This window comes from Amycolatopsis speibonae (genome assembly GCF_042647925.1).
GTDB lineage: Bacteria > Actinomycetota > Actinomycetes > Mycobacteriales > Pseudonocardiaceae > Amycolatopsis > Amycolatopsis speibonae.
In genome coordinates this window covers 163,534-189,353 of sequence record NZ_JBHRWK010000014.1, presented here as the reverse complement: position 1 = coordinate 189,353, position 25,820 = coordinate 163,534, and the positions used below count along the sequence as shown (strand labels likewise).

Below are 25,820 nucleotides of genomic sequence, written 5' to 3'. Positions count from 1 at the left end.
GCGATGGCTCCGAGAAGCCAGCGGTGGACGACGCGTGTTCCCATCCGTACCACTACCCAAGTTCAACTCATCTTGGTAACGTCCAGTAACGGGTAGCTCATCATCGGGGATATCGGAGTACAGCGTGGTCAACAGACCATCAGGCCACGCAACCGATAAGAGGAGGGGTGGAGCTCGTGGTCGAGTGGAGCCGTACCGTACCGACTAGCGGAAGTATCGAACTCCCACCCGACCCAAGAGCGCTGGACAGCATCGGACGTAATCACTCCCTACCAACGGCTCTCGCCGACTTGGTCGACAACTCGATCGACGCGGGTGCGACGCAGGTCCTCATTCGACTCGTGAAGCTCGACGAGCGCTTGACCTCCCTCTATGTCGTGGACAACGGTCGAGGGATGCCCCCTGACACAATCGATTCCGCGATGACCGTGGGCGGCAGGCGGAAGTACGAAGAGGGCGATCTCGGCCATTTCGGATTAGGCCTCAAAGCCGCGTCGTTCAGCCAAGCCAGGTGCTTGACCGTGATGTCGAAAGCATCCGGACATGAGGCGACAGGCAGACGCTGGCGACTAGAAGGCAGCGAGCAGCGCAGTTTCGCCTGCGATGTGGTTCCCAGCGATTTCACCAAATCCGAGCTGGAACGGAACTGGCGAATTCAGCTCGATGGTAGCGGTACGGTGGTTCGCTGGGACGACATTGTCGCCTTCCCAGCCACAAATGATCCTCGCCGGGTCGACGAGTTCATCGACCACGCGATAACTAATACTTGTCAGCATATTGGAATGATATTCCATAGATTTATAGAACAAGATCGACTAAACGTCGAATTTGATGTCTACGAAGTAGACACTGGATTTATCGGACCGCCAATCCCTGTCACACCACTCAACCCATTTGGATACGCTTTTCCTGGCCGTCCAGGATTCCCAAAGATCCTGACAGCCGAGGAAAATGGACTAAAGCTCAACTTTCGATGCCATCTATGGCCTGGTCAATCTGGAAATCCATCCTTCCAGTTGACGGGCAACCCAGTCAATCATCAGGGCCTGTACTTCTACAGGCGCGACCGACTCCTGCAAGCCGGAGGATGGGAAGGAGTTCACGCACCCAACCCGAAACTCCGCTTGGCGCGCGTCGAGGTAGATCTCGATAACGACGTGGCGGGCCTGTTCAGGATGAACCCAGAGAAGTCGCGAGTGAATGTAGGGCCCGAGTTCGCACGACTAGCGGCTTCCGCCAGATCAGTCGACGGGCTCAGTCTCGACGAGTACTTCGACCTAGCCGAGGCTGTGCACACAGAGTCACGGAAGCGTTCGACCAAGCGAACGGCGATGGCCCACCCCGGCGCGGGCCTGCCACCACGCGTCCGCGACTTAATCAAAAGAGAGATACCTCAAAAAGCCGGCGAAGACCCCATCGATATCCGCTGGGAGATGTTCACCGACGAGCTCTTCTTTCGCGTCGATCGCGAGCAACGCACATTATGGCTTAACAAGCGGTACCGCAAGATGCTACTTGGCGGCAAACACGGCGGCCTGAACGATTTACCCTTGCTCAAATCTCTTCTGTATCTGGTGGTTTCCAACGTGTTCGAGGGCAGCCACCTCGGACCAAAAGACAAGGACAACATCGCTCTGTGGCAAACGATCCTAACAGCAGCGGCTCGAGCCGAGCGCCAATGACGACGAGCTCGACGATCGACAAACGTCACGTCTCCGCCGAAGGCTTCGACCAGCTACTCGGCGGCGGAGTTCCTGTGACACTTCCGGTCGGGGGCGAGCCGGAGACATTCGTTTTCATCGAGCCACGCGCGCGAGAGCTGGGGCTGCGGATCGAGGTCTCGGCTAATGACGACGCGCCAGACACCGGTCTGCGCAACATCTTCGCCCGGACCGCTCTCCGAGACGGGAAATACTACTTTGAAGTGGTCGTTCGAGCTCCTGAGCTCTTCCATGACGCCTACCCGGTTTTGTGCTCGATAGCCGACCGGGTCCAGCTCGGCGGCATGTCGCCCGTTCAAGCCCTGCACGCGACCCTCGACCGGATGTCTTCCTTATTGCGAACTCCTGATTCCCTGCCCAGGGAACGCGAGATCGGCCTGTTCGGCGAGCTGCTGGTCCTTGGCGGACTCATCGAACGACTTGGGGCCTCCACAGCGGTCGAATCATGGTGCGGAAGCCAGAACGAGGAGCATGACTTCGGTCTTCCCGATTTCGATGTCGAGGTCAAAACCACTACCTCTGAATCTCGGACGCACTGGATCGAATCACTGACCCAACTTGTGCCTAAGGTAGGACGCTCTCTCTGGCTCGTATCGCATCAACTCACGACGGCGGGCGTGGGAGCGGGGCTCAGCCTGCCAGACCTGGTTGAGGCGGTCTCGACACAGATCGACCCGGGCTACGACCAGGACCGCTTCGCCAACGCCCTTTCGCAAGCCGGATGGCGAGATGACTATCGAAAGCGCCTGACCACACGCTGGACCCGGCGAGTGACCAGCCGGGGCTATCGAGTATCTGACACCTTTCCGAGGCTCACACTCGAGGATCTACTCGACCGCGGCGTCGCCATGGATCGCATCACCGAGATCCACTACCGAGTCGACCTCGACGGCTTCGCCGATACACATGAGACTCCGGAGATCATCCGACTCTCCTGCGCCTTCGAAGGATGAACATGATCACCCTACTCATCCAGGCATACACCAGCGCCTTGCGTGCCATGGAAGACAACGCTCCACGCGGCCTCGTTCGGCGCGCACAGGTAGAAGCGGATGATCTCGATCCCGGACTCGACGTATCGGAAAGAAGGCTGCGAGAGCATCTCGCAACCAGCGGTCCTGATGACAAGCTTCGGCTCGACCTCCATCTGAATCTCGCCAAATGGGATAATGCACCCGTTCAGGACAACCCCTGGACCGTGGACACCGAACCAAACACCGAAGAACGTCGCTCGCGGGTGATCACGGCGCTCCAGCTCGGCCCCGAAACAGCGGCCGAGATCGCCAGGCACTTCCCCCTCGCCAAGGGTGACGGGACGACAGTGATCGCAGGTCCCTGGGATCCCTGGTACACCGACGAGCTCAAACGGACGCGAGACTTCTATTGGGGCCATTACATCGACTATCTACGCACCCGGCGAAGTTGGCACGCTGACGCCATCGCGAACCTCGATACCGCGACCACTCGTGTCGTCGAACGTTTGACCAACCCGTCTCGGGAGAAGGTTGGGCAGACAAAGGGGTTGGTCGTTGGCTATGTCCAGAGCGGTAAGACCGCGAACTTCACAGGCGTGATCGCGAAATCCATCGATGCCGGGTACCGGCTCATCATCGTGATGACTGGAACTACCAACATCCTGCGTGAACAGACTCAGCGACGACTAGATATGGAACTCGTGGGCCGGGAAAATATCCTCCGCGGCACGGAGGAGAGTGACCCGGACGCCGCCCAGTTTGTCGACTACCTAGACGACGAGGACTGGATCGCTGACCGCTTCGTCCGACACGGTGCTTGGCCCTCAGAAATCGGCAGGCCAGATATACATCGAATGACCAATCGTCAGTTCGACTACCGACGTCTCCAACAGGGCCGGTCGGCTCTCGAGTTCGAGCGACGAGATCGAACCAAGCCACTCTGGCATCAAGACAATCTTTTCATCAGTGACGCACGACTGATTATTGTCAAGAAGAATGCCACGGTGCTCAATAATCTAGTGAAAGATCTCAAGAATACAGCGGACCGCCTGGAAAACATTCCCGCCCTGATCATCGATGATGAATCCGATCAGGCTTCCGTCAATACGACGGATCCCAGGAAATGGAATGAAGACAAGAAGGAACGGACGACCATCAACAAGCATCTGTCCGCCTTGCTTGATCTACTTCCGCGCGCCCAATACATTGGCTACACAGCAACTCCCTTTGCGAATGTTTTCGTCGACCCTACAGACGCTAAGGATATCTTCCCTAAAGACTACCTCATCTCCCTGGAACGCCCACTGGGCTATATGGGTGCCGAGGACTTCCACGACCTTGACCTAGACCCAGACCTCGAGCGTGATTTCCGCAGTTCGAAGGAGATGGCCCACCTTCGACTTCTACTCGACCAAAAAGAAGATGACGACAGCGAACTCCAAGCAGCACTTGACTCGTTCGTCATCACCGCGGCGATCAAGCTCTACCGCGAGGCCTGTGGGTCAGAACCATTCAAGCATCACACGATGCTAGTGCACGAAACAATGCGAAAGGCCGGTCAACGGTCACGCGCTGAGGCCATCCAGGATCTATGGCGGGGGGCCGGTTACATGAGCGGACGTGCGAACAGTAGACTTCAAGCACTGTTCGACAGTGACTTCGCGCCAGTTTCGGAAGCACTCGACATGGGATATGCGATGCCCGTCAGATACGAAGAACTCGCGCAGTTTATCGGCGAGGCCGTGCGCCGGATCGCACCGAATGGCAACCCCGTGTTGGTCGTGAACAGCGATAAGGACATCGAGCAAGAAGACCTAGACTTCGATAAGAGGTCAGTGTGGCGAGTGCTTGTTGGAGGTAATAAACTCGCTCGCGGATTCACAGTAGAGGGACTCACCGTCACATATTATTCGCGCAGAGTCGGACATGCCGAAGCACTCATGCAGATGGGGCGATGGTTCGGCTTCCGAAAAGGCTACCGCGACCTCGTTCGCCTCTTCATCACGCCAAGCGTGCGAGACGCGTTCGAAGCAGCTTGCCGGGACGAAGAGCACTTCCGCAGCGAGCTGCGACAGTACGCCACCATGGTGGACGGACGCCCGGTGTTCACTCCGTTCGACATACCACCATTGGTGGCACGCCACGGCCTCAGGCCCACGGCTGCGAACAAGATGTACAACGCCAAACTAGTGGAGCGCCGCACTCGCACGAAGGAACCAAGTTCGGGGTACCCGCTGCTCACCAACCAAGGCGCTCTCGATCGAAACATCGACGCCTGTGTCCCGCTGCTTGAAGCCGCAAAGGACTTGGTCTCACTATCAGGCAAGCAACGAACCTTCGACGCCTTCCTCGGCGAGGTTTCGCACCAGGAAATGGTGTCCGTGTTGAGCGCCCTGGAGTGGGCGACTCCCGACAAGTTCACTGCGGACCTAGCCTGGATCTCGAGTCTCACCGAAAAGGTAATCGACCGATGGGATGTCATGCTCCCACAGCAAAAATCAGGTAAGCGGGTCAACATCCGCGACGTGGCCGAGTTCACCGTCCATGGCCGAACCGTGGGTACCGACGAGAGTATCCGCGGCAACTCCGAAAGCGCGCACCGTGAAGCGATCGATCAAATCCCGCGGAGAACGCCTACCTCAGGTTGCGCGATTCTCTACCCGGTGATGAAGAAGGACGAGCTGAACCGTGAGATCACCACAGACGGCTATCCCTCCCGGATGGTGATGGCACTCATGCTCCAGCTGCCGGACGGCGCCCTTCCCGCTGATCACCGCCCCTTGGTCTACCAGGTGGTTGTTCCCGAGAAACCTTTGTATGCGATCGTCGACGCCTGAACGAACACCCACGTCAACGCCGTGAGGCGGACACCACGTCCGCCTTGCGGCGTTGACGCGTCAGGGCACGGTAAGCTCCCCCCATGTCGGCTGAACCCAATCCATCAGGACGCACGTCGGTGGAGTTGTTCGCGGGCGGCGGCGGCTTGGCGATGGCCGTCCATCGCTCAGGTTTTCGGCCGTTACTCCTTAACGAGTTCGTCAAGTACGCGTGCGACACCCTGGAAGCCAACGGCGCCGAGTCACGAGGCGAAGATGAGCGCATCCCCGAGCTCAACGATTCGGCGCCCTTGTACCGAGGCGACATCCGCGACCTCAAAATGGGTTACCTGGAAGGTGCGGTCGACCTACTAGCGGGCGGTCCCCCATGCCAACCCTTCAGTCTCGGCGGAATCGCCAAGGGTGATGAGGACAAGCGGAACATGTTTCCCGAAATGTTCCGAGCTATTCGCGAGATAAAGCCGAAAGCCTTTATATGCGAGAACGTTCGAGGCCTTCTGCGCCCCTCGTTCAAGCCTTACTTCGATTACATCGTCAGAGAACTAATGTTTCCTTTCGAGGAACGAGACCCTGACGCGACCTGGCTTCAACATGACGCCATCCTTCGCGATAAGGAACAGCGCGGCCATGCTAAGTCCGCAGAGCGATATCAGGTCTTCACATTCCCCGTGAACGCGGCCGACTACGGCGTTCCGCAAATTCGAAACCGTGTCATCATCGTTGGGTTCCGCGGCGATCTCGACATCGATATCGAATTATTAAAAGGGGCTACCAGGCCAACCCACTCTAAGTTGGCACTCCTCGAAACGATGGCTTCTGGCGAATACTGGGAACGCCACAATCGCGTTAAGGGTCGCGCGAAGATTCCATCGCACGTTGTCGAGCACGTAATGAGTGACGCCCAGGCCACACTGCCCTTCGAGGAGGGGGCATCGGATTTGATGCCGTGGCGAACTCTCCGAGACGCCTTGGTCGGCGACGAGTTTTCTGATCCGCTCCCCGATGTTCCGTGGAGTAAGCTCGATCGAAGGCAGTACGAAAATATGCCAAAGGAACACATCGGCTGGCCTGACGCTCGTATCTACGCTGGCCACACACCGAACGTCCTCGATCGCCCGGCGAAGACCGTAAAGGCAGGAGTGCACGGCGTTCCAGGTGGCGAATCCGTGATGTTGACTGATTCTCCCGTCAGGGGAACAAGGAAGCCACGTGAGTACCGACACCGTTACATGACTGTTCGCGAAACAGCCCGTGTCATGACCTTCCCTGACGATTGGGAGCTACGCGGCCCCCGCGGTGAACAAATGCGGCAACTCGGCAACGCTGTTCCGGTAGTGCTGGGCCAGGTGTTCGCGAACGCCGTCGCGACAGTACTCGACGACGTCCAGAAGCGGTCTTGACCGAACCGCCCCCTCGCGCGTGGAAGGCTAATCGTGGCCGTGCGCGACCCCTGCTTGACGCCGAGCAGGACAAGGCAGCCGGCGGACGACACCGTCGAGCTGTGCCGCTGGAGACTGGGCAGATGGCTCTAGGAACCGTCTCGCTCAGGTTGTCGACCAAGACGGGAGCCATCCGCGCGCATCTCAGGTGGCGGGATAGCGGCCGCACTGTTTCGCGATCGCTCGGCGTGGTAGAGCGTCCAAATCGCTCAGCGAATCTCGCCGAAGGCTGGGCGAAGGCTCGTTCTCTTGGGCTTGTGCAGGACGAGGTGCTCCCGAGTGAGTCGTGGGCCTCTTCTCGCGAGGCACGAGCCTCGATGAGAGGGAATCGAGGAAGAGACACGAATCCAGAACTTCAGCTGCGCTCCGAGCTTCACGGTCGTGGATTCCGATACCGGGTATCCGTACGGCCACTACCCGGCCTGCGGCGTACCGCTGACATCGTCTTCACCAAAGAGCGCCTAGCGATCTTCGTCGACGGCTGCTTCTGGCACGGTTGCGAGAAACATCATCGTCCCGCGAAGAAGAATTCAGAGTTCTGGCAGAAGAAGATCGCCGACAATAAGCGGCGCGATAGCGAAACCAACCAACTACTCTCCAATCAAGGGTGGACAGTTATTCGATGCTGGGAGCACGAAGACCCAAAAGAAGTGGCGAGCCGGATTGTTACAGCGTTGCGTCGTTCTGAAGTCAGCTCCTAGCCCGAGGGGGATCTATGCCTGCGATCGCAATTCCAAAAGAAATTAGGAAAGCTGTCATCCGCGAGCTCTATCGACAGATAGGATCACTGGACTGGGAGGGGATTTCGACGCGCGAACGAACCGTTTTCTACACCCGCTGGGTAGAGGACGAGTCGATCGGGGGCGAGCTAGCGGACTACTATACCGCAGAAGGTATGCGCGTATGGCTCAAGGACGGGCCGTTGAAAGAGTACGCTCGGGCACTAGAGAACTTCGGCTCGTACGCCGAATACGCCACAAAGAGACTCTCACCTGCCGACGAGTTCATAACCGAGCTGCTAGGTGAAGAGTGGGTGATCAGGTCCAACTCTCTCAGAGAGAAACCAATGCATTGCGTGGTCACCGATGGCAAACAAGAGCGCTACGTCTGCTGGGGCAGACCACGCAACTTCAGAGACCTTCTTTGGGCCGCTGTCAACAAAGCCGTTACCGCACCAAATAGGCCGTTGGTGGTCGTCTACGTTACCGATGACACCATGATCGAAGAGGGACAGAAGCGCCAACACGAGTTGATCGCGGAGCATTGCTCGCTGAATTTAGCCTACGTGCGACGCCGGCTGGAAGCCGCACCTGGAAAGTGAGGGGGCCACGTTCAGGTGAGCGCGTAGGACCGTGATCGCGCTGGATGAGGCCTCTCCGCTCTGCCCGCGAGTCTTGTAAGAACACGCCGCCTGGTCGCTCGACGTCATCGAGACCAGTACCGCCGTCAAGAATCGCCGCAGCCAGACAGCGGGCTAGCCGGTCGTAGCCGAGATTGAGCGAACGCCCTCTGTTGGCGGCCCAGGTGAGGCTTGTCACTGTTCCGGCCGCACGACGCCGATCCCGGTAGCCGGCCACACTGGACAGACAAAAAGGCCCTCCCGCGAACGGGAGGGCCTTAGTGCTGTCTCAACCAGACGTGCGCCCGAAGGGATTCGAACCCCTGACCTTCTGATCCGTAGTCAGATGCTCTATCCAGCTGAGCTACGGGCGCTTGTTCAGTTATCAACCTAGCACCTGCCGGAACAGGCACCAGCGGAGGCTCCGGGATTTGAACCCGGGAGGGGGGGTTACCCCCAACCGCATTAGCAGTGCGGCGCCATAGACCAGACTAGGCGAAGCCTCCCAGGCCCAACGACCACTGCTCAAATAGGTTACACACCCCGGGAACCCCCGCGAAAGGGACCCCCCTTAGATCCGCCGCAGGGCTCTGAGCAGGCCGGATGGGCGTCCGCCGAGACCTTCGGCTTCGAAGACGGCGATGCCGACTCGGGGTAGGTCGCGGGCCGCGGGGTAGGCCAGATAGCGCGGGACCCACCGCGGTCGGAACTTCGCGTTGAAGCGGTAGAGGGTCTCGATCTGGATCCAGCGTGAGAAGAATCGCAGTGTCCGGGCGGAAAGGCGGGCGACGGGGCCGGCGCCGATGCGTTGCCCTTGCTCCAATACGGCGCGGAAGGCGGCGAAGTTCAGGGAGACGTGCCGTGCGGGGGTCGCCAGGAGGAGTTCGGAGATCATCAGCTCGTTGATGCCGTTGTCGGCGGTCCGGTCGCGGCGCATGACGTCCATGGACAGGTCCTTCTCGCCCCAGGGGACGAACTGGAGGACTCCGCGCACCCGGCCGTCGTGTTCGGCGGTCACCAGGACCGAGCCGGGGTCGCCCATGCGGCCGAGGGCCATCGAGAAGCCGCGTTCGGTGTCGGTGCCGCGCCAGGTGGCGGCGAGGGCACGGAGTTCGTCGAGTTCCCCTGCTGACAGGTCCTCGGCCTTGCGGACGCGGACTGTGTAGCCGGCGCGCTTCGTGCGCGAGACTGCTTGGCGGACTCCGCGCATGACGCGGCCTTCGAGGGTGAAGGTCTCGGTGTCGACGACGGCCTCGTCGCCGATCTCCAGCACCTCCAGGCCGAAGCGGGCCCAGACGGTCGCGCCCAGTTCCGAGCAGCCCATGGTCGCCGGGGTCCAGGCGTACCGCCGGCAGACGTCCAGGTACTCCTCGATCGCGCCGGGCCACGCTTCCGGGTCACCGAGCGGGTCCGCCGAGCACAGCGCGACCCCGGCGATCACGCGATAGGTCACCGCGGCCTTCCCCGACTTCGAGAAGACCACGAACTTGTCCCGCCGCAGGGCGAAGTACCCCAGGGAGTCCCGCTCGTCCAGCAGCGCCCTGAGCCGTTCGACCTCGTCGTCGGTCAGTTCCGGCGCGGGTTCGGCCGAGCGGAGCAGGAAGTACGCCGCTGTCAGTACCGCGGCGATGCCGAACAGCACGCCGACGGCCGCCGAAAGGTCTTCCAGCCACAGCGCGTGGAACACCGCGGGACCGCTGACGCCGACCAGCGCCAGCACCGATTGCGCCAGCCGGTCGCCGAAGTCCAGGGGCTCCACCGCCCGCGCGACCGACAGCAGCGCGAAGTTGATCGCGACCCCGGCCACTGTCAGCTGCAGGAAGACCCGCACCGCGCGCCACCGGCCGGTCACCGGATCGGGGAGCGCGATGAAGGACCGCCGCGTCGCGATCAGGGCGACCAGCAGCGCGAGCGACACCAGGCCGGGGCCGAGGACGTGCCGCAGTCCGAGGTGCGACACCGTCAGCAGCGCCGCGGCGGCGACCGCCAGCTGCCACGCCCGTCGCTTCCGCCGTTTGAGGCCGGCGGCGAGCAGGACCAGCAGGACACCGGTCACCAGCGCGACCGTCGCCGCGCCGACCGTGGCCTCGTGCGGCAGTTCCAGCCAGGTGGCGACGCGCCCGCGCAGGGTGCGCCGCCCGGCCGGGACCAGCACCGAGACCAGGGCCAGCAGTCCGGCCAGCCGCGTCACCCAGGTGATCACCACAACCGAGGTGGCACCCGCCACCCGCCAAGCGCCCGCCAAGTCCCGCCCCTACGTTCAGCTCCTTGCCAGCTCCACGAACGGTACAAGGGCTTCGGGGTTCAGCAACGCATCCCGGCTGACGGCGCGGTCAGGTGAAACCCCCGAAAGGATCTTCTTGACCGGAACCTCGCATTTCTTCCCGTTGAGCGTCCGGGGTACCGCGCCCACCTGGACGAACCTGTCGGGCACGTGCCGCGGCGAGAGCGCCCTTCGCAGCTCCTTGCGCAGGGCGGGTTCGACCTCGTCGAGCGACGCGCCTTCGGCCAGCACGAGGAAGCACAGCAGCTGCCCGTCCTCGTTCCCCACCTCCGAGGTGTCGATCACGAGCGAGTCCGCGACCTGGTCGAACGCCTCGACGACCCGGTAGAACTCGGCCGTGCCCATCCGGACGCCGCCCCTGTTCAACGTCGAATCGCTGCGCCCGTAGATGACCGCGGAGCCGCGTCCGGTGATCCGGATCCAGTCGCCGTGCCGCCAGATCCCGGGGTACATCTCGAAGTACGCCTCGCGCAGCCGCGAGCCGTCCGGGTCGTTCCAGAAGAACACCGGCATCGACGGCATCGGCTGGGTGATCACCAGCTCGCCGACCGTCTCCACCACCTGCTTCCCGGCTTCGTCGAAAGCGGCGACGGCGACGCCGAGCGCGCGCACCGAAAGCTCGCCCAGCCAGACGGGGACGTCCGGAGCCGACCCGACCAACCCGGCGCACAGGTCCGTACCGCCGGACACCGAACAGATCTGGACGCGTTTGCCGACCTCGTCGACGATCCACCGAAATCCCTCGACGCTCAGCGGCGCGCCGGTGGATCCCAAGACGCGCAACGCGGTGAGGTCGTAGCGCTCGGCCGGTTTGATCCCGGCTTTCAGGCAGCTCTGGATGTACGGCGCCGACGTGCCGAAGTAGGTGACGCGGTGCTGTTCGGCCAAGTGCCACAACACGGTGAGGTCCGGGCTGCCGGGGCTGCCGTCGTAGAGCACGATCGTGGTTCCGGTCAGCAGGCCGGAGACGAGGAAGTTCCACATCATCCAACCGGTGGTGGTGAACCAGAAGAACCGGTCGCCGGGGCCGAGATCGTTTTGCAGCGCGAGGGCTTTGAGGTGTTCGAGGGTGATGCCGCCGTGCCCGTGGACGATGCCCTTCGGCAGGCCGGTGGTCCCCGAGGAGTACAGGACCCACAGCGGGTGCCCGAATTCGACGGGCTCGAAGGCCAGTTCCGCGCCGTCGTTGTCGGCGAGCAGCGTGTCCCAGTCGAGTGTGCCGTCGAGGCGGCCGCCGGCGTAGTCGATGAGCACCGTCGCTTCGAGCGTGGAGATCTGCTCCCGCAAGGAGTCCACCGTCGACCGGCTGTCGAACCACCGTCCGTTGTAGACGTAGCCGTTGACCGCGATCAGCACCTTCGGCTCGATCTGCACGAAGCGGTCGGTGATCGCGTGGACACCGAAGTCCGGCGAGCACGACGACCAGATCGCGCCGAGGCTCGCGGTGGCGAGGAAGGCGATCAGCGTCTGCGGACAGTTAGGCGCCAGCGCGACGACTCTGTCCCCTTTGGACACTCCCAGTTTCCGCAAGCCCTCCCGCGCGGAGGCGACAGCGGAACGCAAGGCACCGAAGGTCAGTTGCGACGAGAGGCCGTCTTCGCGGTGGAAGAGCACTGCAATCTCGTCGTCGGCCTTCGCGGCGCCCGCGACGCCGGGCATGAGCGAGTGCTCGGCGTAGTTCAGCGTGCCGCCCTCGAACCACCTGGCGTCCGGCATCTCGCCGGTGAGCACCTCACCGGGCCGGTCGTGCCAGCGCAGGCCGAGGAAGTCGCCGACGGCCGTCCAGAACTCCGGCCCCCGCCGCACGGAGAACTCCCACAACGCGTCGTAGTCGTCGACTTCCACCCCGCGTTCGGTGCGCAGCCACTGGCGGAACGCGGCGATCTTGGTGTCGGACAGGCGGCTCGGCTCGGGGCGCCAGAGGACTTCCGGGGCGTCGGCGGTGTGCGTCACCCCGCGAACCTAACTCCCGTCATCCGAACTGGCGAGCCCCCGTGAACAGCTCGTACGCCATCGTCTTGAGCCGTCCCGCGTCGAGCGGGGTGATCGTCAGCCATCCGCGTTCGCGGCGGAGGCCATAGCGCCCGTCGGGGGTGTCCACCCAGGTCAACGTGCCCTCTCCACGCACCCAGCGGCCCTCCCACGACTTCCTGGTCGCGCCGAGCCGTCCGCTGCCGATCCGCTGCGTCGCGATCCGCACCATCACGATGACCTCGGGTTCGCGCAGCCCGGCGTCGCGCAGGACGTCGGAAAACGCCGGCTGCCCGTCGCGCTCCCCCGCCTCGCACGCGGCCGTGTAGTCGTCCACGCGCAGGTTGACCGAGAGGCCCCGGCCCTGCTCGCACGGCGGCAACGCCTGCAGCAGGGTCGCGGCGACGAGCGGTTCTCGCAGCGCCGACAGCTCGACGTCGGTACCCGAGACACCGATCGCGACCGCGCCGCGATCGGACACGCAGCCGACGGCCCGGTACGACGGATCGCCGTCGAGCCGCAGGTCCAGCGTCAGCTCGCTGTTCGCGAGGGTGTGCAGCAGCCGCAGCAGTTCGGGCGCGGGCGCCTCGACCGTCCCGAGGCCTCGGTCCGACAGCGTCCCGCTCGCCGTGGCCACCAGTTCCGCGCGGAACTCCGGTGTCCGCCCGACGTGCGGAACCTCCAGCACCGCGGGCAGTTCGTCGCGTCCGTGCGCCGACCAGAGCAGGAACAGCTCGCCGACGTGCAACCGGATCCAGTCCATCAGCGGCCACCCCTCGGGTCTTCGCCGATGACCGGCGGGGTCACTTGCCCGCTGAGGCCCCAGACATCGCCGTCCTCGACGAGGTAGTCCGGCGCCTTGTGCCGGTCTTCTTCGCCTTCCCGCCCTTGCGGAGCCCCCATCCCCATCGGCATCCCGCCGAAGCCGCCCATGCCCGCGGCCGCGGCCCGGGTCCCGGCCACTTGGCCGGGCTGGCCCGACGGCCCGAAGCCGCCGACACCGGATCGGCTGCCCTGTCCGAGCTGCTCCTGGGTCCCGCCGGAAGTACCGGGCGGCGGGACGAAAGTGCCGCTGCTCGCGCCGGGCGCGCGCGGCGCCTCGATCGGCTCCCGCACCTGGATCGGGGCGACGTCGTCGGTCCCGCTGCTGCGCGTCGAGTCGTCCGGCGGCGGCACCGGTTCCGGTCTCGGCTTCGGTTCCGGAGTCGGTTCTTCGGGTGTCTTGAGCAGTTGCGGCCGCTTGCCGTACGAGGTGAAGCGCGGGACGTTCTCGTAGACCTCGCCGGAGTTCCGCTGCATCCGCGTCATCACGTCGGCGGCCTGCCGGTGCAGGTCCTGCGAGCTTTCGTCGGTGGGTTCGGCGACGATCCGCCCGGCCTCGGCGAAGCCGGACTTCGACGGCGACGCGGCCGACATGGCCTGTGTCGAATCGGAGACCGGGATCGGACGGCGTCCCGGGCGCTCCGGCGCCTTGGGCCGCGGCGCGGATCCCGGCGGCTCGGGCATCGTGCGCCGCGCGGTTTCGGCGATGTCCGTCTGGCGGCGCACGCAGTTCGCGACGTTCTCCGCGCGCCAGCCCGTCTCGCCCGCCCACTCGACGAGCTTGATCGCGGCGTCACGGGCCCTGTCCGCGCCCTCGCCCGTCCAGCCGTCGGCGGTGGCGACGATGGCCGCCCGGAGCTCGGTGCCGACCCTGTCGAGGAACGCGCTGATCTTCGCCCAGTGCGCGGCGACGGCTTCGGCGCTCGCGAGGTCCAGGTCGTTGTGGACCATCTCGTAGAGCTCGCGATGCGAGTAACTCATCCAGTCGATGTCGGCGACGAGGTTCTCGGGGCCGGGGCGCGGCTCGGGCTCCGGCGGCGGCCACGGCGCGGGCAGGATGCGCATCAGTGCTCGTCCTTCCGCTCGTGTTCGACGATGTCCTGCATGTCGAACCGGCGGGCGACCTGCTCGAGCTGTTCCTGGCCCGCCTCGTCCGCGGCGACGTACATCTTCCGCGCCGCCATCACGGTGAGCTGGAAGTCCTTGAGCACCACGGCGAAGTCCTTGAGGACGGGCACGGCGGCTTCGGTCCCCTCGGTCGCGGCGCCCTGGAAGCGTTCGCTCATCGTGTGCCCGACGAAGTTGTCGCCCAGTTTCAAGGGCGCCTTGAACTCCGTCGAGTCCTTGATCAGCGCGTTCAGCTCGTGACGCGCTTTCAGCAGCGCGTCGACGAGCTTCTTGGCGGCGTCCTCGGTGACCTTGACGGTCCCCTTCTTGGCATCGGTCTTGGCGTCCCGGATCTTGCCCGCCACCGGAGCCAAGGCCGGCGCCGAAGCACCGAACGCGGCTTGTGGCGTCGCGGGTACCTTGGGTGACTGTGCCATTCGACCCTCCCCTGTCACATTCAAGGGAGATGTTAGCGCGGATGGAGTCAGCGCAGGTGGGCGTCGAACCAATTCAACGTGCGCTGCCAGGCCTCGGCGGCGGCGGCCGGGTCGGCGTCGAAGCGGTGGTTGGCGCCCGGGTAGTGGACGACGTTCGTCGCGACGTTCGCCGTGGCCGCCGCGTCACGCAGCTGTTCGACCTCGGCGCCTCCGGCTTCGTCGCCCGCGTCGCCGTACATGCCGAGCCACGGGCTGGTGAGCCGTCCCGCGATCTCGACGAGGACCGGCAGCCCGGTGACACCCTGCCCGCCGACGCTGACCGCCGCGCCCAGCCTGCGGTTCGACGCCACCACCAGCGCGGCCGTCCCGCCGAGATCGAAACCGACGACACCGACGAGATCCGCCTGGACACCGCGGTCGGCGAGCCAGGCGAGCGTCGCGTCGGTGGCTTCGAGGAGATCCTGCTGCGTGAGGTTGTCCCGATCGAGGTGCGGGGTGACGGTGAGCCAGCCTTCACCGGCGAGACCGGCCAGAAGCAGCCCCAAACCCTCTTCGACCTCTTCGGCCTCCTCGTGCAACACGACGAGCCCGCCACGGACGACGCCATCCGGTTCGGCGAAGGTCAAGCGCAGCGTGTGGCCGTCGGCGCGCTGGTGTTCCACGGTGGTCGTCAGGGTCATTCCTCCATCAGACCACTCTTAGGTAAATATTCGGAGCTTGCCGTGGCGCGGGAGGATACGGTGTCGGAGCCGTCCCCCAGACGTAGGAGCGCCGAAGATGTCCCCTGTTTCGCCGCGTGCGGATCTCGAATCGTTGCCGAAGTACGTCCCTGGCCGGACAATCCAGGGTGCGATCAAGCTGGCGAGCAACGAGGTCCCCGGTGGACCGCTGCCGAGTGTGGCGCAGGCCATAGCCGAGACCGCACAGGGCATCAACCGATACCCGGACATCACGGCGTCCGCGCTCGTCGAGCGGCTGGCCCGTGAACTGGCCGAGCCGGTCGAGCGGATCGCCGTCGGCTGCGGTTCGGTTTCCCTTTGCCAGCAAATGATCCAGGCCCTGTGCGGCCCGGGTGACGAGGTCATCTTCCCCTGGCGTTCGTTCGAGGCGTACCCGATCGTCACGCAGGTGGCGAACGCCGTGAGCGTGAAGGTGCCGCTCACGGCCGGGCACGGGCTGGATCTCGACGCGATGCTCGCCGCCATCACGCCGAAGACGCGGCTGGTCTTCGTGTGCAACCCCAACAACCCGACCGGGACGGTCCTGCGGCGCGCGGAACTGGAGCGCTTCCTCGACGCTGTGCCCACGGGTGTGCTCGTCGTGCTCGACGAGGCGTACAAGGAGTTCGTGACCGACGCCGAAGTGCCGGACGGCGTCGAACTGGCGCGCGGCAGGGACAACGTCGCTGTCCTGCGGACGTTCTCGAAGGCGTACGGCCTCGCCGGTCTCCGCGTGGGTTACGCGGTGGCGCCGGAAGCGATCACCGTCGCGCTGAAGCAGGTCTACGTCGCGTTCTCGGTGAACATGATCGCCCAGGCGGCGGCCATCGCCTCCCTCGACGCGGCCGACGAACTGCTGGAACGCTGCAAGGAGATCATCTCGGAGCGGACCCGCGTGCGGGATGCCCTGGTGACCAAGGGTTACGAGGTTCCGGAGACGCAGGCGAACTTCGTCTGGCTGCCGTTGGGCGAGCGGACGACGGAGTTCGCGGAGCACGCGCTGGAGCGGAAGCTGATCGTGCGGCCGTTCGCGGGCGAAGGCGCGCGAGTGACCATCGGGACGCCCGAGGAGAACGACCTCTTCCTCGAAGCGGCCGGGGATTTCCCGCGCTGACAAGCTCTTCGAGGCGGCCCGCACTTCGGTTACGGAGTACGGGCCGTTTTCTCTTTGAGGAGCAGTTGCTATTTGAGGAGCAGTTGCACCATCGCGGCGACGCCGACCACGACGATCACGCCGCGCAGCACCTTCGGCGAGAGCTTGCGGCCGATCTTCGCGCCGAGCTGGCCACCGATCACCGATCCGACCGCGAGCAGGCCGACCACGGGCCAGCTGACCGGCGCGATGAAGGCGTAGATCGTGCCGGCGACGATGTTCACGACGGCCGAAAGCGCGTTCTTGACGCCGTTGAGCCGCTGCAGCGACTCCGACATCAGCATCCCCATGACGGCCACCATCATCACGCCCTGCGCGGCCGTGAAGTATCCGCCGTAGATGCCGATGAGGAAGATCAAGAAGATCAGGAGCGGCCCGATCTTGTGGACCTTTCCGTTCTCCTCGCGGCGTTTCGCGACCCAGGCGGCCACGCGCGGCTGGACGATCACGAGCACCACCGCGAGCCCGACCAGCGCGGGCACGATGGTCTCGAAGGCGTCCTTCGGCAGCGAGAGCAGCAGGATCGTCCCGCAGATCGCGCCGAAGAACGACGCCACCGCGAGTTTGGCGACCTGGGGCCAGTAGCCCTTGAGCTCTTCGCGGTAGCCGATGGCCCCGCTGACCGTGCCGGGCGCGAGGCCGATCGCGTTGGACGTCGTCGCCGTCAGCGGCGAGTAGCCGAGCGCGACCAGGACCGGAAAGGTCACCAGCGTGCCCGAGCCGACGACCGTGTTGATGGTGCCCGCCCAGAGCCCCGCGACGAAGATCACTACCGCGTGCCACCACGTCATAAAGCGCTCACTTGCGCACCCTAAGCACCGTTACCTCCTTTCGCGCTCTGGATGTGTCTAGTCGAACATTCAGCGGGCCCGTTATGTCTTGTTCAGTTCTCTCTCCGGCAGATGAGCCGCGGTGATCTCCGCGTCCACCGTCCAGCCGAGCTTCAGGTACAGCGCCCGTCCCTCCTCCGTCGCGACCAGGACCGCTCGCTCCGCCCCGGCGGCGACAGCCACCTCGTCGAGCCTGCGCATGACGAACCGGCCGAGCCCTCGCCGCTGGTGCTCGGGCTCCGTCACGACCTGATCGATCACCGCCGTGCCGCCGGCTATCGCGACCCGGCCGGTGGCCGCGCGCGAGCCGTCGGGCGCGCGCACCACCACGTCGGTGACCACGCCGTCGCCGACCAGTTCCGCCCGATACGGCTCCGGTGCGGCCATGACGGGCCGCACCGCGACCGGAGCGCTCATCAGGTACTCCGGCGGGCCGACCTCCCAGCTCGACGGAACGGTTTTCGCCACCTCTTCACGCGAAGCGCTCACCTTCAGCCAAGTCCCGGGCTCTGTCAGCGCGCGAGCCCGGCTCTCGACCGACCCGGCGTCGGCCAGTACGTATCTCACGCGGTGCCCCGGACGCCCGACATCGAGCCGGTAACCGTCCGGCTCGGCCACCGGGATTCCCACGCCGCGGGAAAGCGCCCAGCCGTGCACCCATGCCTTGATCAGCCCTGCCACCCCAGTCATCGTCAGATGATGACACCCTCCACCGACATTTCCGGGCGATCCGGAGAACCTGCGAGGATGAGCCCGTGGCCGACGACGAGCGCGAGCAGGTGTGGAGTGCGACCGTCGATCATCTGCGCACGATGATCGATTCGGGCAAGCTCGCCGCCGGATCGAGACTGCCCGCCGAACGGGCGCTCTGCGAACAGCTCGGGATCAGCCGCGGTTCGCTGCGGCAGGCGTTGCGGGTGCTGGATTCCATCGGTTACGTGCAGGTGCGGCCGGGTTCGGGCACCTATGTGCGCGCGAACCTCGACGAACAACCGCTCCGGGGCTGGTTCTCCGAGCACGAGCAACTGGTCGAGAAGCTGTTCGACCTGCGGACCACCGTCGAGCCGACGCTGGCCGAGCGGCTCGCGCTCGATCACACGCCGAGGGTGCTGGAGCGACTGGAAGGCACCGTCGACGAGATGGACCGGGCCGCGGCCGACGGCGACATGCTGCGCGTGATCGCGGCCGACGCGGAATTCCACCGGGTGATCGCGGGCAACGCCGGCAACGACGACGTCACCGATCTGCTGCGTTCGGTGCTCTCCCTGGTCGGCGAGGAGCGGCGGGCGGCGCTGCGGCTTCCGGGACAGATCCGCAAGGCCGTCGACGAGCATCGCGCGATCCTCGAAGCGATCCGCCGTTCGGACGCGGCGGCCGCGCGGGACATCACCCGGCGGCATCTGCTCGACGCCAAGACCTACGTCCACGACTACACGGCACGGGATTAACGCTTCCTTGACGGTCAGGCCGTCTCCGCGCGAGTATTGTTTTCAGAAGTTTGTGAAACTTCTGATGGGGGTGTGCGATGGAGAAGGTGCGGTTCACCGAAGAGAAGGCGACGATGCTGGCCACGCTGTACGGCCGGGCGCTCGACGCCCGCAGCGACCGGCCGATCCTCGGCGACACGGCCGCCGACGAGGCCGTCAAGCAGATCGACTACGACTTCGGGTCGCTCGGCGTCGACGGCCAGCTCGGGCTGACGGTCGCGCTGCGCGCCAAGCCGATGGACGACTGGGCCGCGTCGTTTCTCCGGGCGCACCCGGACGCGACCGTCGTGCACCTCGGCTGCGGGATGGACAGCCGCGTCCACCGCCTCGACCCGCCGCCTTCGGTGCGGTGGTTCGACGTCGACTACCCCGAGGTCGTCGACCTGCGCGCGCGGATCTACCCGGAGCGGGACGGGTACCGGACCATCGGCTCGTCCGTGACGGACTTCGGCTGGATCGACGAGATCCCGTCGGACAAACCCGGTCTGGTGATCGCGGAAGGGCTGACGATGTATCTGCGGCCTGCCGAGGGCGAGGAATTGCTGCGGCGGCTGATCGCGCGTTTCCCGCAGGGCGGCGAAATGGTCTTCGACACGTTCAGCAGGCTGGGGATCAAGCTGCAGAAGCTGAACCCCGTGGTCCGCAAGGCCAACGCGACTTTGTATTGGGGTATCGACGAGATCTCCGAGCTGGAACGGCTCGGGCTGACGCTGGTCTCGAAGCTCGACTCGACGGACTACGCGACGCCGGAGGTGAAGGACCGGCTTTCGACGTCGCTTCGGGCGCAGCTGTGGGTCGCGGGGCGGTTCCCGGCGTTCAAGAAGATGGGGCGGATCCTGCGGTTCCGGTTCTGAGAAGCGAGTCTGGAGGCGTGACTCGCGTGATCGGGGACGGAACTCACGTGACTGGAGGCGGAACTCGAGTGTTCGGTCCCTGATCACGCGAGATCCGCCCTGAGGCTCGGGCAGGGTGGGTGCACCGGGTACCTCGCTGGCGCAGGTCGTGAGTGGTAAGTGGCGTTAGAACGACGCTTACCACTCACGACCAACCCGACCGCCCACTCACCGCCGCCACTCACTCACCGCCGCCGCGGTCAGCGGGACTCCAGTACCCGCTCCACGAACCGGTGCAGCTTGTCCTCCAGCCGGAAGACGCGCTCTTCGAGGGAGAGCGTCTCCACCGGCTGCGGCACGTCCGGCTTCAGCTCGCCGCGGATGTACTGGCTGCACGCGAGGTTCGTGCACGCGTAGATGCCCAGCGTGTTCCCCTCCCGCCCGGGTTTCCCCGCGCGGCGCCCGGAGAACAGCGCGATGCCGGACAGCGGATGTGTCGTCGTGCACAGGCCGCACATGTTGCTCAGCAGCACACGGCCCTTCGGCCGGGGCGCGGCGCGAAGGGACAGTCCGATGGTTTCCCCGCGATACGGCAGCACGACATACGCCCTGGCGGTGGCCTTCGGATCGCGCCAGCCGAGGAATTCCCTTTTCTCCCAAGGGATTTCGTCCGGGCGGGCGGGCAGCGTGACGCCCTTGGCCTCGCCGCGCGTGCAGTTCACGAAGGACGCCCTGATCTCGTCCTGGCCCAGCGGTTCCATACCCGCACGGTAACCACCGCGCGCGAGAACTGGCGAACCGTTTTCCGGCGGAGGTCATACGATCACCGGGTGCGCGGGAAGACGATGTCGAGCCGGTTCCGGCTGGTGCTCAGGACCAGCCTGGGATTCGCCGCGCTCGGCCTCGGGTCCAGTGTGTGCGGTGCCGGTGTGGTGGCGTTGCTGCTGCTCCTGCAGGGCCTGCCGAGCGAGGTCGGCGACCGCGGCTGGATCCTCGGGGTCACCGCGGCCGGGATAGTGGCGCTGTCGCTGGTGGTCGGCACCGTGTGGACGGCGTGGCTGCAGCGGCGCACGGCGGTCTGGTTCGTCTTCGGCCGCCCGCCGACGAAGGCCGAAGCCGCGCGGGCGCTCCGGATCCCGGTCGACATGGGGATCGTGAGCGGGACACTCTGGCTGATCGGCACGATCCTGCTCGGCGCGCTCGCGCGGGTGCTCGGGTCCTGGATGGACGCGCTCGGGATGGCGCTGGTCATCGGGCTCGGCGGACTGACCACGGTCGGCCTCACCTATCTCGCCGCGGAGTGGGTCGCCCGCCCGGTGATGACGATCGCGCTCAAGGTGACCCCGCCGAAGGGGACGCTCAAGGTCACCGTGCTGACCAGGGTGGTCGTCACCTGGTCGCTGGCGAGCGGCGTCCCGTTCCTCGGGGTGCTGCTGGTGGCCACGCCGCCGGACCTCGGCCAGGGCGACCACGTCGCGAGCCTGATCATGCTTTCGGTGATCGGGCTCGGTGTCGGCGCGATCGGGACGGGCCTGCTCGCGAAGGCCGTCGCGACCCCGTTGCACCGGCTGCGGGTCGCGCTCGACGAGATCGCGCACGGCAACAAGGAGATCGTGGTCGAGGTCGACGACTCCAGTGAGATCGGCCTGCTGCAGACCTCGGTCAACGACCTCGCCGCCGGGCTCCGCGAGCAGGAGCGGATGCGGGACCTCTTCGGCAGGCACGTCGGGGACGAGGTCGCCCGGCACGCGCTCGAGTACGGCGCCTCCCTTTCGGGTGACGTGCGCGAGGTGACGGCCCTGTTCGTCGACGTCGTCGATTCGACGGCCCTGGCGAGCCGCACCCCGCCGGAAGACCTGGTGAAGATGCTGAACCGGTTCTTCACCAGCGTGGTCCTCGCGGTCGGGGCGCGCGGCGGGCTGGTCAACAAGTTCCAGGGTGACGCCGCGCTCTGTGTCTTCGGCGCGCCGACCCGGCTCGCGGACGCGCCGACGGCGGCGCTTTCGGCCGCGCGGGCGATCCGGGACGCCGTCCGGGAGACCGGTGAGCTGGATCTCGGCATCGGGGTCGCGAGCGGACGTGTTTTCGCAGGTCAGCTGGGGACGAGCAGCCGGTTCGAGTACACCGTCATCGGCGACGCGGTGAACGAGGCCGCGCGCCTGACCGAGTACGCGAAAGCCGCCGAGGGCCGGATCCTGGCGAGCGAAGCGGTGCTCAAGGCCGCGTTGGAGAGCGAGCGCTCGAACTGGGAGCCTGCCGCGGAACTGGAGCTGCGCGGACGACGGGAACCGACGCTGACCTGGGAGGCGAGCGCGCTCAGCCCGGAATGACGTCCGGCCAGCGCAGCAGCGTGGAACCCCAGGTGAGCCCGGCTCCGAAGGCCCCCATCGCGACCCTGTTCCCCGGCTGGAGCGAGCCGTCCTTGACCGCGTCGGCCAGCGCGATCGGGATCGACGCGGCGCTCGTGTTGCCCACCTTCTCGATGTTCGAATACATCACGTCCACCGCGAGCCCGAGCTGCTTCGCGCAGGTCTGCAGAATGCGGATGTTGGCCTGGTGCCCGATGAACCGGTCGAGGTCGCCGACCACCCAGCCGGCGGAATCCAGCACCGCGCGCGCCGATTCGGCCATCCGGGCACAGGCGTGCCGGAAGACGGTCTGGCCCTGCATCACCAGATAGTGGTCACGCGGGTCCTCCGACCTGCGGTTCTTCGCGCCGCCGGCCTCGACCCAGAGCAGTTCCGCGAGCTCGCCCTCGCTGTGCAGGTCGAACGGGCCGAGCGCGCCGAGCTCGTCGGCGTCCCCCGCGCGCAGCAGGACGGCGCCCGCGCCGTCGCCGAAGATCGGCACCGTGCCGCGGTCTTCCGGGTCGACGAGCGAGGTGAAGACGTCCGCGCCGATCACCAGCACGCGGCGCGCGATCCCGGCGGCGATCAGCCCGGCGGCGGTGGCGAGCCCGTAGATGAACCCGCTGCACACGGCGTTGACGTCGAACGCGGCGACGCCGTTCAGCCCGAGCTTGGTCGCGACCTGCGGCGCGCTGGCCGGGCACAGCTGATCGGCCGTCGACGTCGCGAGCACGACGGCGTCGGCCTCGCTCTCCCCCGCCGACGCCAGCGCCCGGCGTCCCGCCTCGACCGCGAGGTCCACAGTGGACGTCCCGGGGTCGACGACCCGGCGTTCGGCGATGCCGGTCCGCGAGCGGATCCACTCATCGGAGGTGTCCAGCCGCTGGGCGATCTCCTCGTTGCCCACCACGCGCGGAGGCAGCCAAGAGCCGAGACCGGCGAGAACGGCCGCCTGAGATGAGGGCACCAAGAAATCCTTTCGCGGGGTAAATGCGAGGTCTGCCATTCACTTGTAAGCGCTACCATTCAGTAGACCCGCCAGTTGTGTTCCGGGTCACAATTCAAAGAATCCCACCTTGCCCGATGGGGTGATCCACGCCGCTCGGTGGCGCGATCAAAGATCAGGCGCCCCGGCGGGTCGTCCGGTTAGCCTGGCCTGGTGCACACACCCGACCTCGACCGCCTGGACGTCGCCATCCTCGCCTGCCTGCAGTCGGACGCCCGCATGATCGCCGAGAACATCGGCGCCAAGGTCGGGCTGTCCGCCGCCGCAGTGCAGCGGCGGATCAAGCGGCTGCGCGAGACCGGGGTGATCGAACGCGAGGTGGCGGTGCTGTCGCCGCGGGCGCTCGGGCTGTCGATGACGTTCGTGGTGATGGTCGAGATGGAGCGGGAGAACCTCGCGGTGCTCGACGGGTTCCGGCGGCAGGTGCTCGCGGACGACAACGTCCAGCAGTGTTACTACGTCACCGGCAACGCGGACTTCGTGCTCGTGGTGACCTGCCGGGACATGGCGGACTTCGAGGTGTTCACGCGGCGGATGTTCTTCGACAACCCGAACGTGCGGCACTTCACGACGTCGGTGGCGATGGACCGGGTCAAGACGGGGCTGACCCTGCCGCTTGACCCCTGAGCACTCCTGAGCGGTCCAAAAAGGACTCCTCGACCCGTCACCACGGGTATCGGCCCGAACGCAAGGGGTCTGTGCCCGGCGTTACACCACTATGGACATATGCAGCCGATAGCGTGAACGTGGCGATGTTCGCGTCATCCGGCCCGCGTCCGGCCATCTCCTCCCCGAGACGAAAAGTTCGCGCCGCGCGAACCACGAGAGCACCGAGGAGTGGCCGTGCACACCGACGCAATTCACCAGAGCCAGTTCGTTCTGCTGAACAACAGCAGCACGCCCGTTCTCTCCCGCCTGTCCTTCCACGCCGGCGAACCGTTCGCGGTCACCGTGGCGTTCCGGACCGAGCGCGGCCGGTGGGTCGAGTGGACCTTCGCGCGTGAGCTGCTCGCCACCGGTCTCACCGACCCCGCCGGGCTCGGCGACGTCCGCGTCCGTCCCGACCTCTCCGAGGACGAGGCGATGCTGACGCTGGAAATCGAGTCACCCGACGGTTACGCGTCGTTCGAGCTCGAGCGCGAGGACGTCGAGACTTTCCTGGAGTCCACCTACGAGCTGGTCCCGTTCGGCGCCGAGAGCGAGCACTTCGACGTCGAGGCGCTGATCGAGGAGATCAGCAACGTGTAACCACCCCAGCCACCGCTCCCGCGGTACGGAAAAGGGGCGAAGGGCGGCCCGAGTGCTCTGGAGGCACTCGGCCCGCCCTTCGTCCTTTTTGTGGTTCTCGGTGACCGGGACGGCTGTCAGCCGAGGACCAGGGAGGTCCCGGTCGCGGACAACGCCGGCCGGACCGGGAAGAAGTACGTCACCGAGCTGTTACCGCCGGACAGCATGCCCTGGGCCTGGTTGCCCGCGATGAACGAGCCGCCCGAGTCGCCCGCCTGCGAGTGCACGTTGGTGGCGGTCATGCCATAGACCGTGCCTTCGGAGTAGCGGACGGTCTGGTTCTTGGCGCCGACGGTGCCGCAGGTCCAGCCGGTGGTCGAACCGGACTTGCAGACCGAGGCGCCGGTGGCCGCCACGTTCGAGCCGCTCACGCGGGTGCCGTTGTTGATGACGCCGCGCGGCGTCCAGTTGCTGTTGACCCGGACGCTGGCGTAGTCGTTGCTCGGGAAGCTGACGCGGGAGAACGATCCCATCGCGACCCGGTTGGAGCCGGTCACCGTGCCCGGGCCGCAGTGCCCGGCGGTGAGGAAGCCGCCGCTGACCGAGAAGCCGATCGAGCAGCGTGAAGAGTTGTTGATGTAGTAGGCGTCTCCGCCGCGGACGTCGTACTTCAGGGTCGGCGCCCCGGTGGTCTCGACCACCGAGACGGCGGCCTTGTCCACGCCGGTCTTCTCCAGGTACGAGCCGACGACGCCGCCCTTGCCCGGCAGGACGTCCATCGTCACACGGTTGGTCTTGGTGTCGACGCCCCAGCCGGTGATCGCGCCGTCCGCCGCGCGCTCACCCGCGTTCAGTTTGTCCACAGTGGAATCGAGCTGGGCGGCGGAGAACCGCACGAGTTCCGCTTCCGCGCCGCCGGCGAGGACCTGCCCCAGTTTCGCCGCGTCGGTGACGCCGACGCGGAGTTTGCCGGTGGCCTCGTTGTAGCTCGCGCCGCCGAAGCTGCCGGCGAGCGCCGAGGCGAGTGACTGTTCGAGCGCGCCGGCGGCGGTCTCGCTCTGGATCCGGGCGAGCGCCTGGCTCGCGGTCAGGCCGAGGTCCCGTTGCAGGGCGGGGACCATCTCAGCGTTGAGCAGTGTGTCCGAGGACGCCGCCGCGGGGGTACCCGTGACGAGCGCGCCGGTGGCCAGTGCTGCCGTGGCGGCCACACCGAGGAGCTTCGTGATCTTCATGCTTCTCCCTCGTCATCACGCACGGCTCCGGTTCGCCATGCGATAGCCCTCCCC

The 25,820-nt window shown here is 65.7% G+C and carries 23 protein-coding genes and 2 tRNA genes; 12 read left to right on the top strand and 13 right to left on the bottom strand.

Going from position 1 to position 25,820, the window contains the following annotated elements:
• Positions 1–167: 167 nt before the first annotated feature.
• The 6 genes from ACFOSH_RS08805 to ACFOSH_RS08780 all read left to right on the top strand — a co-directional run bounded on the left by ACFOSH_RS08805 (position 168) and on the right by ACFOSH_RS08780 (position 8,292).
• Positions 168–1,682: an ATP-binding protein gene (locus tag ACFOSH_RS08805; RefSeq protein WP_378238229.1), complete on the top strand. Its 1,515-nt coding sequence runs from the start codon at positions 168–170 to the stop codon at positions 1,680–1,682.
• On the top strand, positions 1,679–2,674 hold the full coding sequence (locus ACFOSH_RS08800) for a PD-(D/E)XK motif protein (protein WP_378238228.1): 996 nt from the start codon (positions 1,679–1,681) through the stop codon (positions 2,672–2,674). The genes ACFOSH_RS08805 and ACFOSH_RS08800 overlap by 4 nt, the downstream gene beginning before the upstream one ends.
• A 2-nt stretch (positions 2,675–2,676) precedes the next feature.
• Positions 2,677–5,532, top strand: a complete 2,856-nt coding sequence (locus ACFOSH_RS08795) for a Z1 domain-containing protein (RefSeq protein WP_378238227.1) — start codon at positions 2,677–2,679, stop codon at positions 5,530–5,532.
• Positions 5,533–5,615: 83 nt separating this feature from the next.
• Positions 5,616–6,932, top strand: coding sequence for a DNA cytosine methyltransferase (locus tag ACFOSH_RS08790; RefSeq protein WP_378238226.1), 1,317 nt, complete (start codon positions 5,616–5,618; stop codon positions 6,930–6,932).
• 101 nt (positions 6,933–7,033) lie between these two features.
• Positions 7,034–7,672: a very short patch repair endonuclease gene (locus ACFOSH_RS08785; protein ID WP_378238225.1), complete on the top strand. Its 639-nt coding sequence runs from the start codon at positions 7,034–7,036 to the stop codon at positions 7,670–7,672.
• Between the two features lie 14 nt (positions 7,673–7,686).
• Complete coding sequence (locus ACFOSH_RS08780; protein WP_378238224.1) at positions 7,687–8,292, top strand: hypothetical protein; 606 nt, start codon at positions 7,687–7,689, stop codon at positions 8,290–8,292.
• A 318-nt stretch (positions 8,293–8,610) separates the two neighbouring features.
• Here the strand turns inward: ACFOSH_RS08780 and ACFOSH_RS08775 are convergent.
• The 8 genes from ACFOSH_RS08775 to ACFOSH_RS08740 form a co-directional block, all read right to left on the bottom strand.
• A tRNA-Arg gene (locus tag ACFOSH_RS08775) sits at positions 8,611–8,684 on the bottom strand.
• A gap of 42 nt (positions 8,685–8,726) precedes the next feature.
• Positions 8,727–8,816 (bottom strand) — tRNA-Ser (locus tag ACFOSH_RS08770).
• A gap of 65 nt (positions 8,817–8,881) precedes the next feature.
• The gene (locus tag ACFOSH_RS08765) at positions 8,882–10,537 is read right to left on the bottom strand and encodes a phosphatidylglycerol lysyltransferase domain-containing protein (RefSeq protein ID WP_378238810.1); all 1,656 of its coding nucleotides are present in this window, start codon (positions 10,535–10,537) and stop codon (positions 8,882–8,884) included.
• Between the two features lie 33 nt (positions 10,538–10,570).
• Positions 10,571–12,547: an acetoacetate--CoA ligase gene (locus ACFOSH_RS08760; RefSeq protein WP_378238223.1), complete on the bottom strand. Its 1,977-nt coding sequence runs from the start codon at positions 12,545–12,547 to the stop codon at positions 10,571–10,573.
• Between the two features lie 19 nt (positions 12,548–12,566).
• Positions 12,567–13,328, bottom strand: a complete 762-nt coding sequence (locus ACFOSH_RS08755; protein ID WP_378238222.1) for an ESX secretion-associated protein EspG — start codon at positions 13,326–13,328, stop codon at positions 12,567–12,569.
• On the bottom strand, positions 13,328–14,452 hold the full coding sequence (locus ACFOSH_RS08750; RefSeq protein WP_378238221.1) for a PPE domain-containing protein: 1,125 nt from the start codon (positions 14,450–14,452) through the stop codon (positions 13,328–13,330). Before ACFOSH_RS08750 ends, ACFOSH_RS08755 begins: the two co-directional genes overlap by 1 nt.
• Positions 14,452–14,931: a hypothetical protein gene (locus tag ACFOSH_RS08745; protein WP_378238220.1), complete on the bottom strand. Its 480-nt coding sequence runs from the start codon at positions 14,929–14,931 to the stop codon at positions 14,452–14,454. Before ACFOSH_RS08745 ends, ACFOSH_RS08750 begins: the two co-directional genes overlap by 1 nt.
• 47 nt (positions 14,932–14,978) lie before the next feature.
• On the bottom strand, positions 14,979–15,611 hold the full coding sequence (locus ACFOSH_RS08740; protein ID WP_378238219.1) for a dienelactone hydrolase family protein: 633 nt from the start codon (positions 15,609–15,611) through the stop codon (positions 14,979–14,981).
• 97 nt (positions 15,612–15,708) lie between these two features.
• On the opposite strand from ACFOSH_RS08740, the gene hisC reads away from it, so the two are divergent.
• Positions 15,709–16,764, top strand: coding sequence for a histidinol-phosphate transaminase (hisC, locus tag ACFOSH_RS08735; protein WP_378238217.1), 1,056 nt, complete (start codon positions 15,709–15,711; stop codon positions 16,762–16,764).
• 68 nt (positions 16,765–16,832) lie between these two features.
• Here the strand turns inward: hisC and ACFOSH_RS08730 are convergent, their stop codons facing one another.
• Both ACFOSH_RS08730 and ACFOSH_RS08725 read right to left on the bottom strand, forming a co-directional pair.
• On the bottom strand, positions 16,833–17,594 hold the full coding sequence (locus tag ACFOSH_RS08730; RefSeq protein ID WP_378238216.1) for a sulfite exporter TauE/SafE family protein: 762 nt from the start codon (positions 17,592–17,594) through the stop codon (positions 16,833–16,835).
• An 81-nt stretch (positions 17,595–17,675) separates the two neighbouring features.
• Positions 17,676–18,314, bottom strand: coding sequence for a GNAT family N-acetyltransferase (locus ACFOSH_RS08725; RefSeq protein WP_378238809.1), 639 nt, complete (start codon positions 18,312–18,314; stop codon positions 17,676–17,678).
• A 74-nt stretch (positions 18,315–18,388) separates the two neighbouring features.
• Between ACFOSH_RS08725 and ACFOSH_RS08720 the strand changes: the two genes are divergently transcribed.
• Together ACFOSH_RS08720 and ACFOSH_RS08715 are read left to right on the top strand one after the other, a co-directional pair.
• A complete protein-coding gene (locus ACFOSH_RS08720) occupies positions 18,389–19,081 on the top strand; it encodes a FadR/GntR family transcriptional regulator (RefSeq protein ID WP_378238214.1) in 693 nt (230 codons plus the stop codon).
• A 77-nt stretch (positions 19,082–19,158) separates the two neighbouring features.
• Entirely contained in the window at positions 19,159–19,974 is an 816-nt protein-coding gene (locus ACFOSH_RS08715) for a class I SAM-dependent methyltransferase (protein WP_378238213.1), read from the top strand.
• Between the two features lie 239 nt (positions 19,975–20,213).
• Here the strand turns inward: ACFOSH_RS08715 and ACFOSH_RS08710 are convergent, their stop codons facing one another.
• Positions 20,214–20,714: an FBP domain-containing protein gene (locus ACFOSH_RS08710; RefSeq protein ID WP_378238212.1), complete on the bottom strand. Its 501-nt coding sequence runs from the start codon at positions 20,712–20,714 to the stop codon at positions 20,214–20,216.
• A gap of 84 nt (positions 20,715–20,798) precedes the next feature.
• Here ACFOSH_RS08710 and ACFOSH_RS08705 point away from each other — a divergent pair, with 84 nt between their 5' ends.
• Positions 20,799–22,283 (top strand): adenylate/guanylate cyclase domain-containing protein, encoded by a 1,485-nt coding sequence (locus ACFOSH_RS08705; RefSeq protein ID WP_378238808.1) that lies wholly within the window; start codon positions 20,799–20,801, stop codon positions 22,281–22,283.
• Here the strand turns inward: ACFOSH_RS08705 and ACFOSH_RS08700 are convergent.
• On the bottom strand, positions 22,270–23,307 hold the full coding sequence (locus tag ACFOSH_RS08700; RefSeq protein WP_378238210.1) for a beta-ketoacyl-ACP synthase III: 1,038 nt from the start codon (positions 23,305–23,307) through the stop codon (positions 22,270–22,272). The genes ACFOSH_RS08705 and ACFOSH_RS08700 overlap by 14 nt on opposite strands.
• 153 nt (positions 23,308–23,460) lie before the next feature.
• Between ACFOSH_RS08700 and ACFOSH_RS08695 the strand changes: the two genes are divergently transcribed.
• Entirely contained in the window at positions 23,461–23,934 is a 474-nt protein-coding gene (locus tag ACFOSH_RS08695; RefSeq protein ID WP_378238209.1) for an Lrp/AsnC family transcriptional regulator, read from the top strand.
• A 216-nt stretch (positions 23,935–24,150) separates the two neighbouring features.
• The gene (locus tag ACFOSH_RS08690; RefSeq protein WP_378238208.1) at positions 24,151–24,555 is read left to right on the top strand and encodes an SsgA family sporulation/cell division regulator; all 405 of its coding nucleotides are present in this window, start codon (positions 24,151–24,153) and stop codon (positions 24,553–24,555) included.
• Positions 24,556–24,671: 116 nt separating this feature from the next.
• On the opposite strand, the gene ACFOSH_RS08685 is transcribed toward ACFOSH_RS08690, so the two are convergent.
• A complete protein-coding gene (locus tag ACFOSH_RS08685) occupies positions 24,672–25,766 on the bottom strand; it encodes a S1 family peptidase (RefSeq protein ID WP_378238207.1) in 1,095 nt (364 codons plus the stop codon).
• Positions 25,767–25,820 lie beyond the last annotated feature (54 nt).

Bases quoted from the DNA above. Each gene is read 5' to 3' on its own strand.
- ACFOSH_RS08685 (WP_378238207.1), bottom strand. From the start codon at position 25,766: ATGAAGATCACGAAGCTCCTCGGTGTGGCCGCCACGGCAGCACTGGCC.
- ACFOSH_RS08715 (WP_378238213.1), top strand. From the start codon at position 19,159: ATGGAGAAGGTGCGGTTCACCGAAGAGAAGGCGACGATGCTGGCCACG.
- ACFOSH_RS08700 (WP_378238210.1), bottom strand. From the start codon at position 23,307: ATGGCAGACCTCGCATTTACCCCGCGAAAGGATTTCTTGGTGCCCTCA.
- ACFOSH_RS08730 (WP_378238216.1), bottom strand. From the start codon at position 17,594: ATGACGTGGTGGCACGCGGTAGTGATCTTCGTCGCGGGGCTCTGGGCG.
- ACFOSH_RS08800 (WP_378238228.1), top strand. From the start codon at position 1,679: ATGACGACGAGCTCGACGATCGACAAACGTCACGTCTCCGCCGAAGGC.
- ACFOSH_RS08710 (WP_378238212.1), bottom strand. From the start codon at position 20,714: ATGGAACCGCTGGGCCAGGACGAGATCAGGGCGTCCTTCGTGAACTGC.
- ACFOSH_RS08740 (WP_378238219.1), bottom strand. From the start codon at position 15,611: ATGACCCTGACGACCACCGTGGAACACCAGCGCGCCGACGGCCACACG.
- ACFOSH_RS08795 (WP_378238227.1), top strand. From the start codon at position 2,677: ATGATCACCCTACTCATCCAGGCATACACCAGCGCCTTGCGTGCCATG.
- ACFOSH_RS08750 (WP_378238221.1), bottom strand. From the start codon at position 14,452: ATGCGCATCCTGCCCGCGCCGTGGCCGCCGCCGGAGCCCGAGCCGCGC.
- ACFOSH_RS08780 (WP_378238224.1), top strand. From the start codon at position 7,687: ATGCCTGCGATCGCAATTCCAAAAGAAATTAGGAAAGCTGTCATCCGC.
- ACFOSH_RS08755 (WP_378238222.1), bottom strand. From the start codon at position 13,328: ATGGACTGGATCCGGTTGCACGTCGGCGAGCTGTTCCTGCTCTGGTCG.
- hisC (WP_378238217.1), top strand. From the start codon at position 15,709: ATGTCCCCTGTTTCGCCGCGTGCGGATCTCGAATCGTTGCCGAAGTAC.
- ACFOSH_RS08745 (WP_378238220.1), bottom strand. From the start codon at position 14,931: ATGGCACAGTCACCCAAGGTACCCGCGACGCCACAAGCCGCGTTCGGT.
- ACFOSH_RS08790 (WP_378238226.1), top strand. From the start codon at position 5,616: ATGTCGGCTGAACCCAATCCATCAGGACGCACGTCGGTGGAGTTGTTC.
- ACFOSH_RS08705 (WP_378238808.1), top strand. From the start codon at position 20,799: ATGTCGAGCCGGTTCCGGCTGGTGCTCAGGACCAGCCTGGGATTCGCC.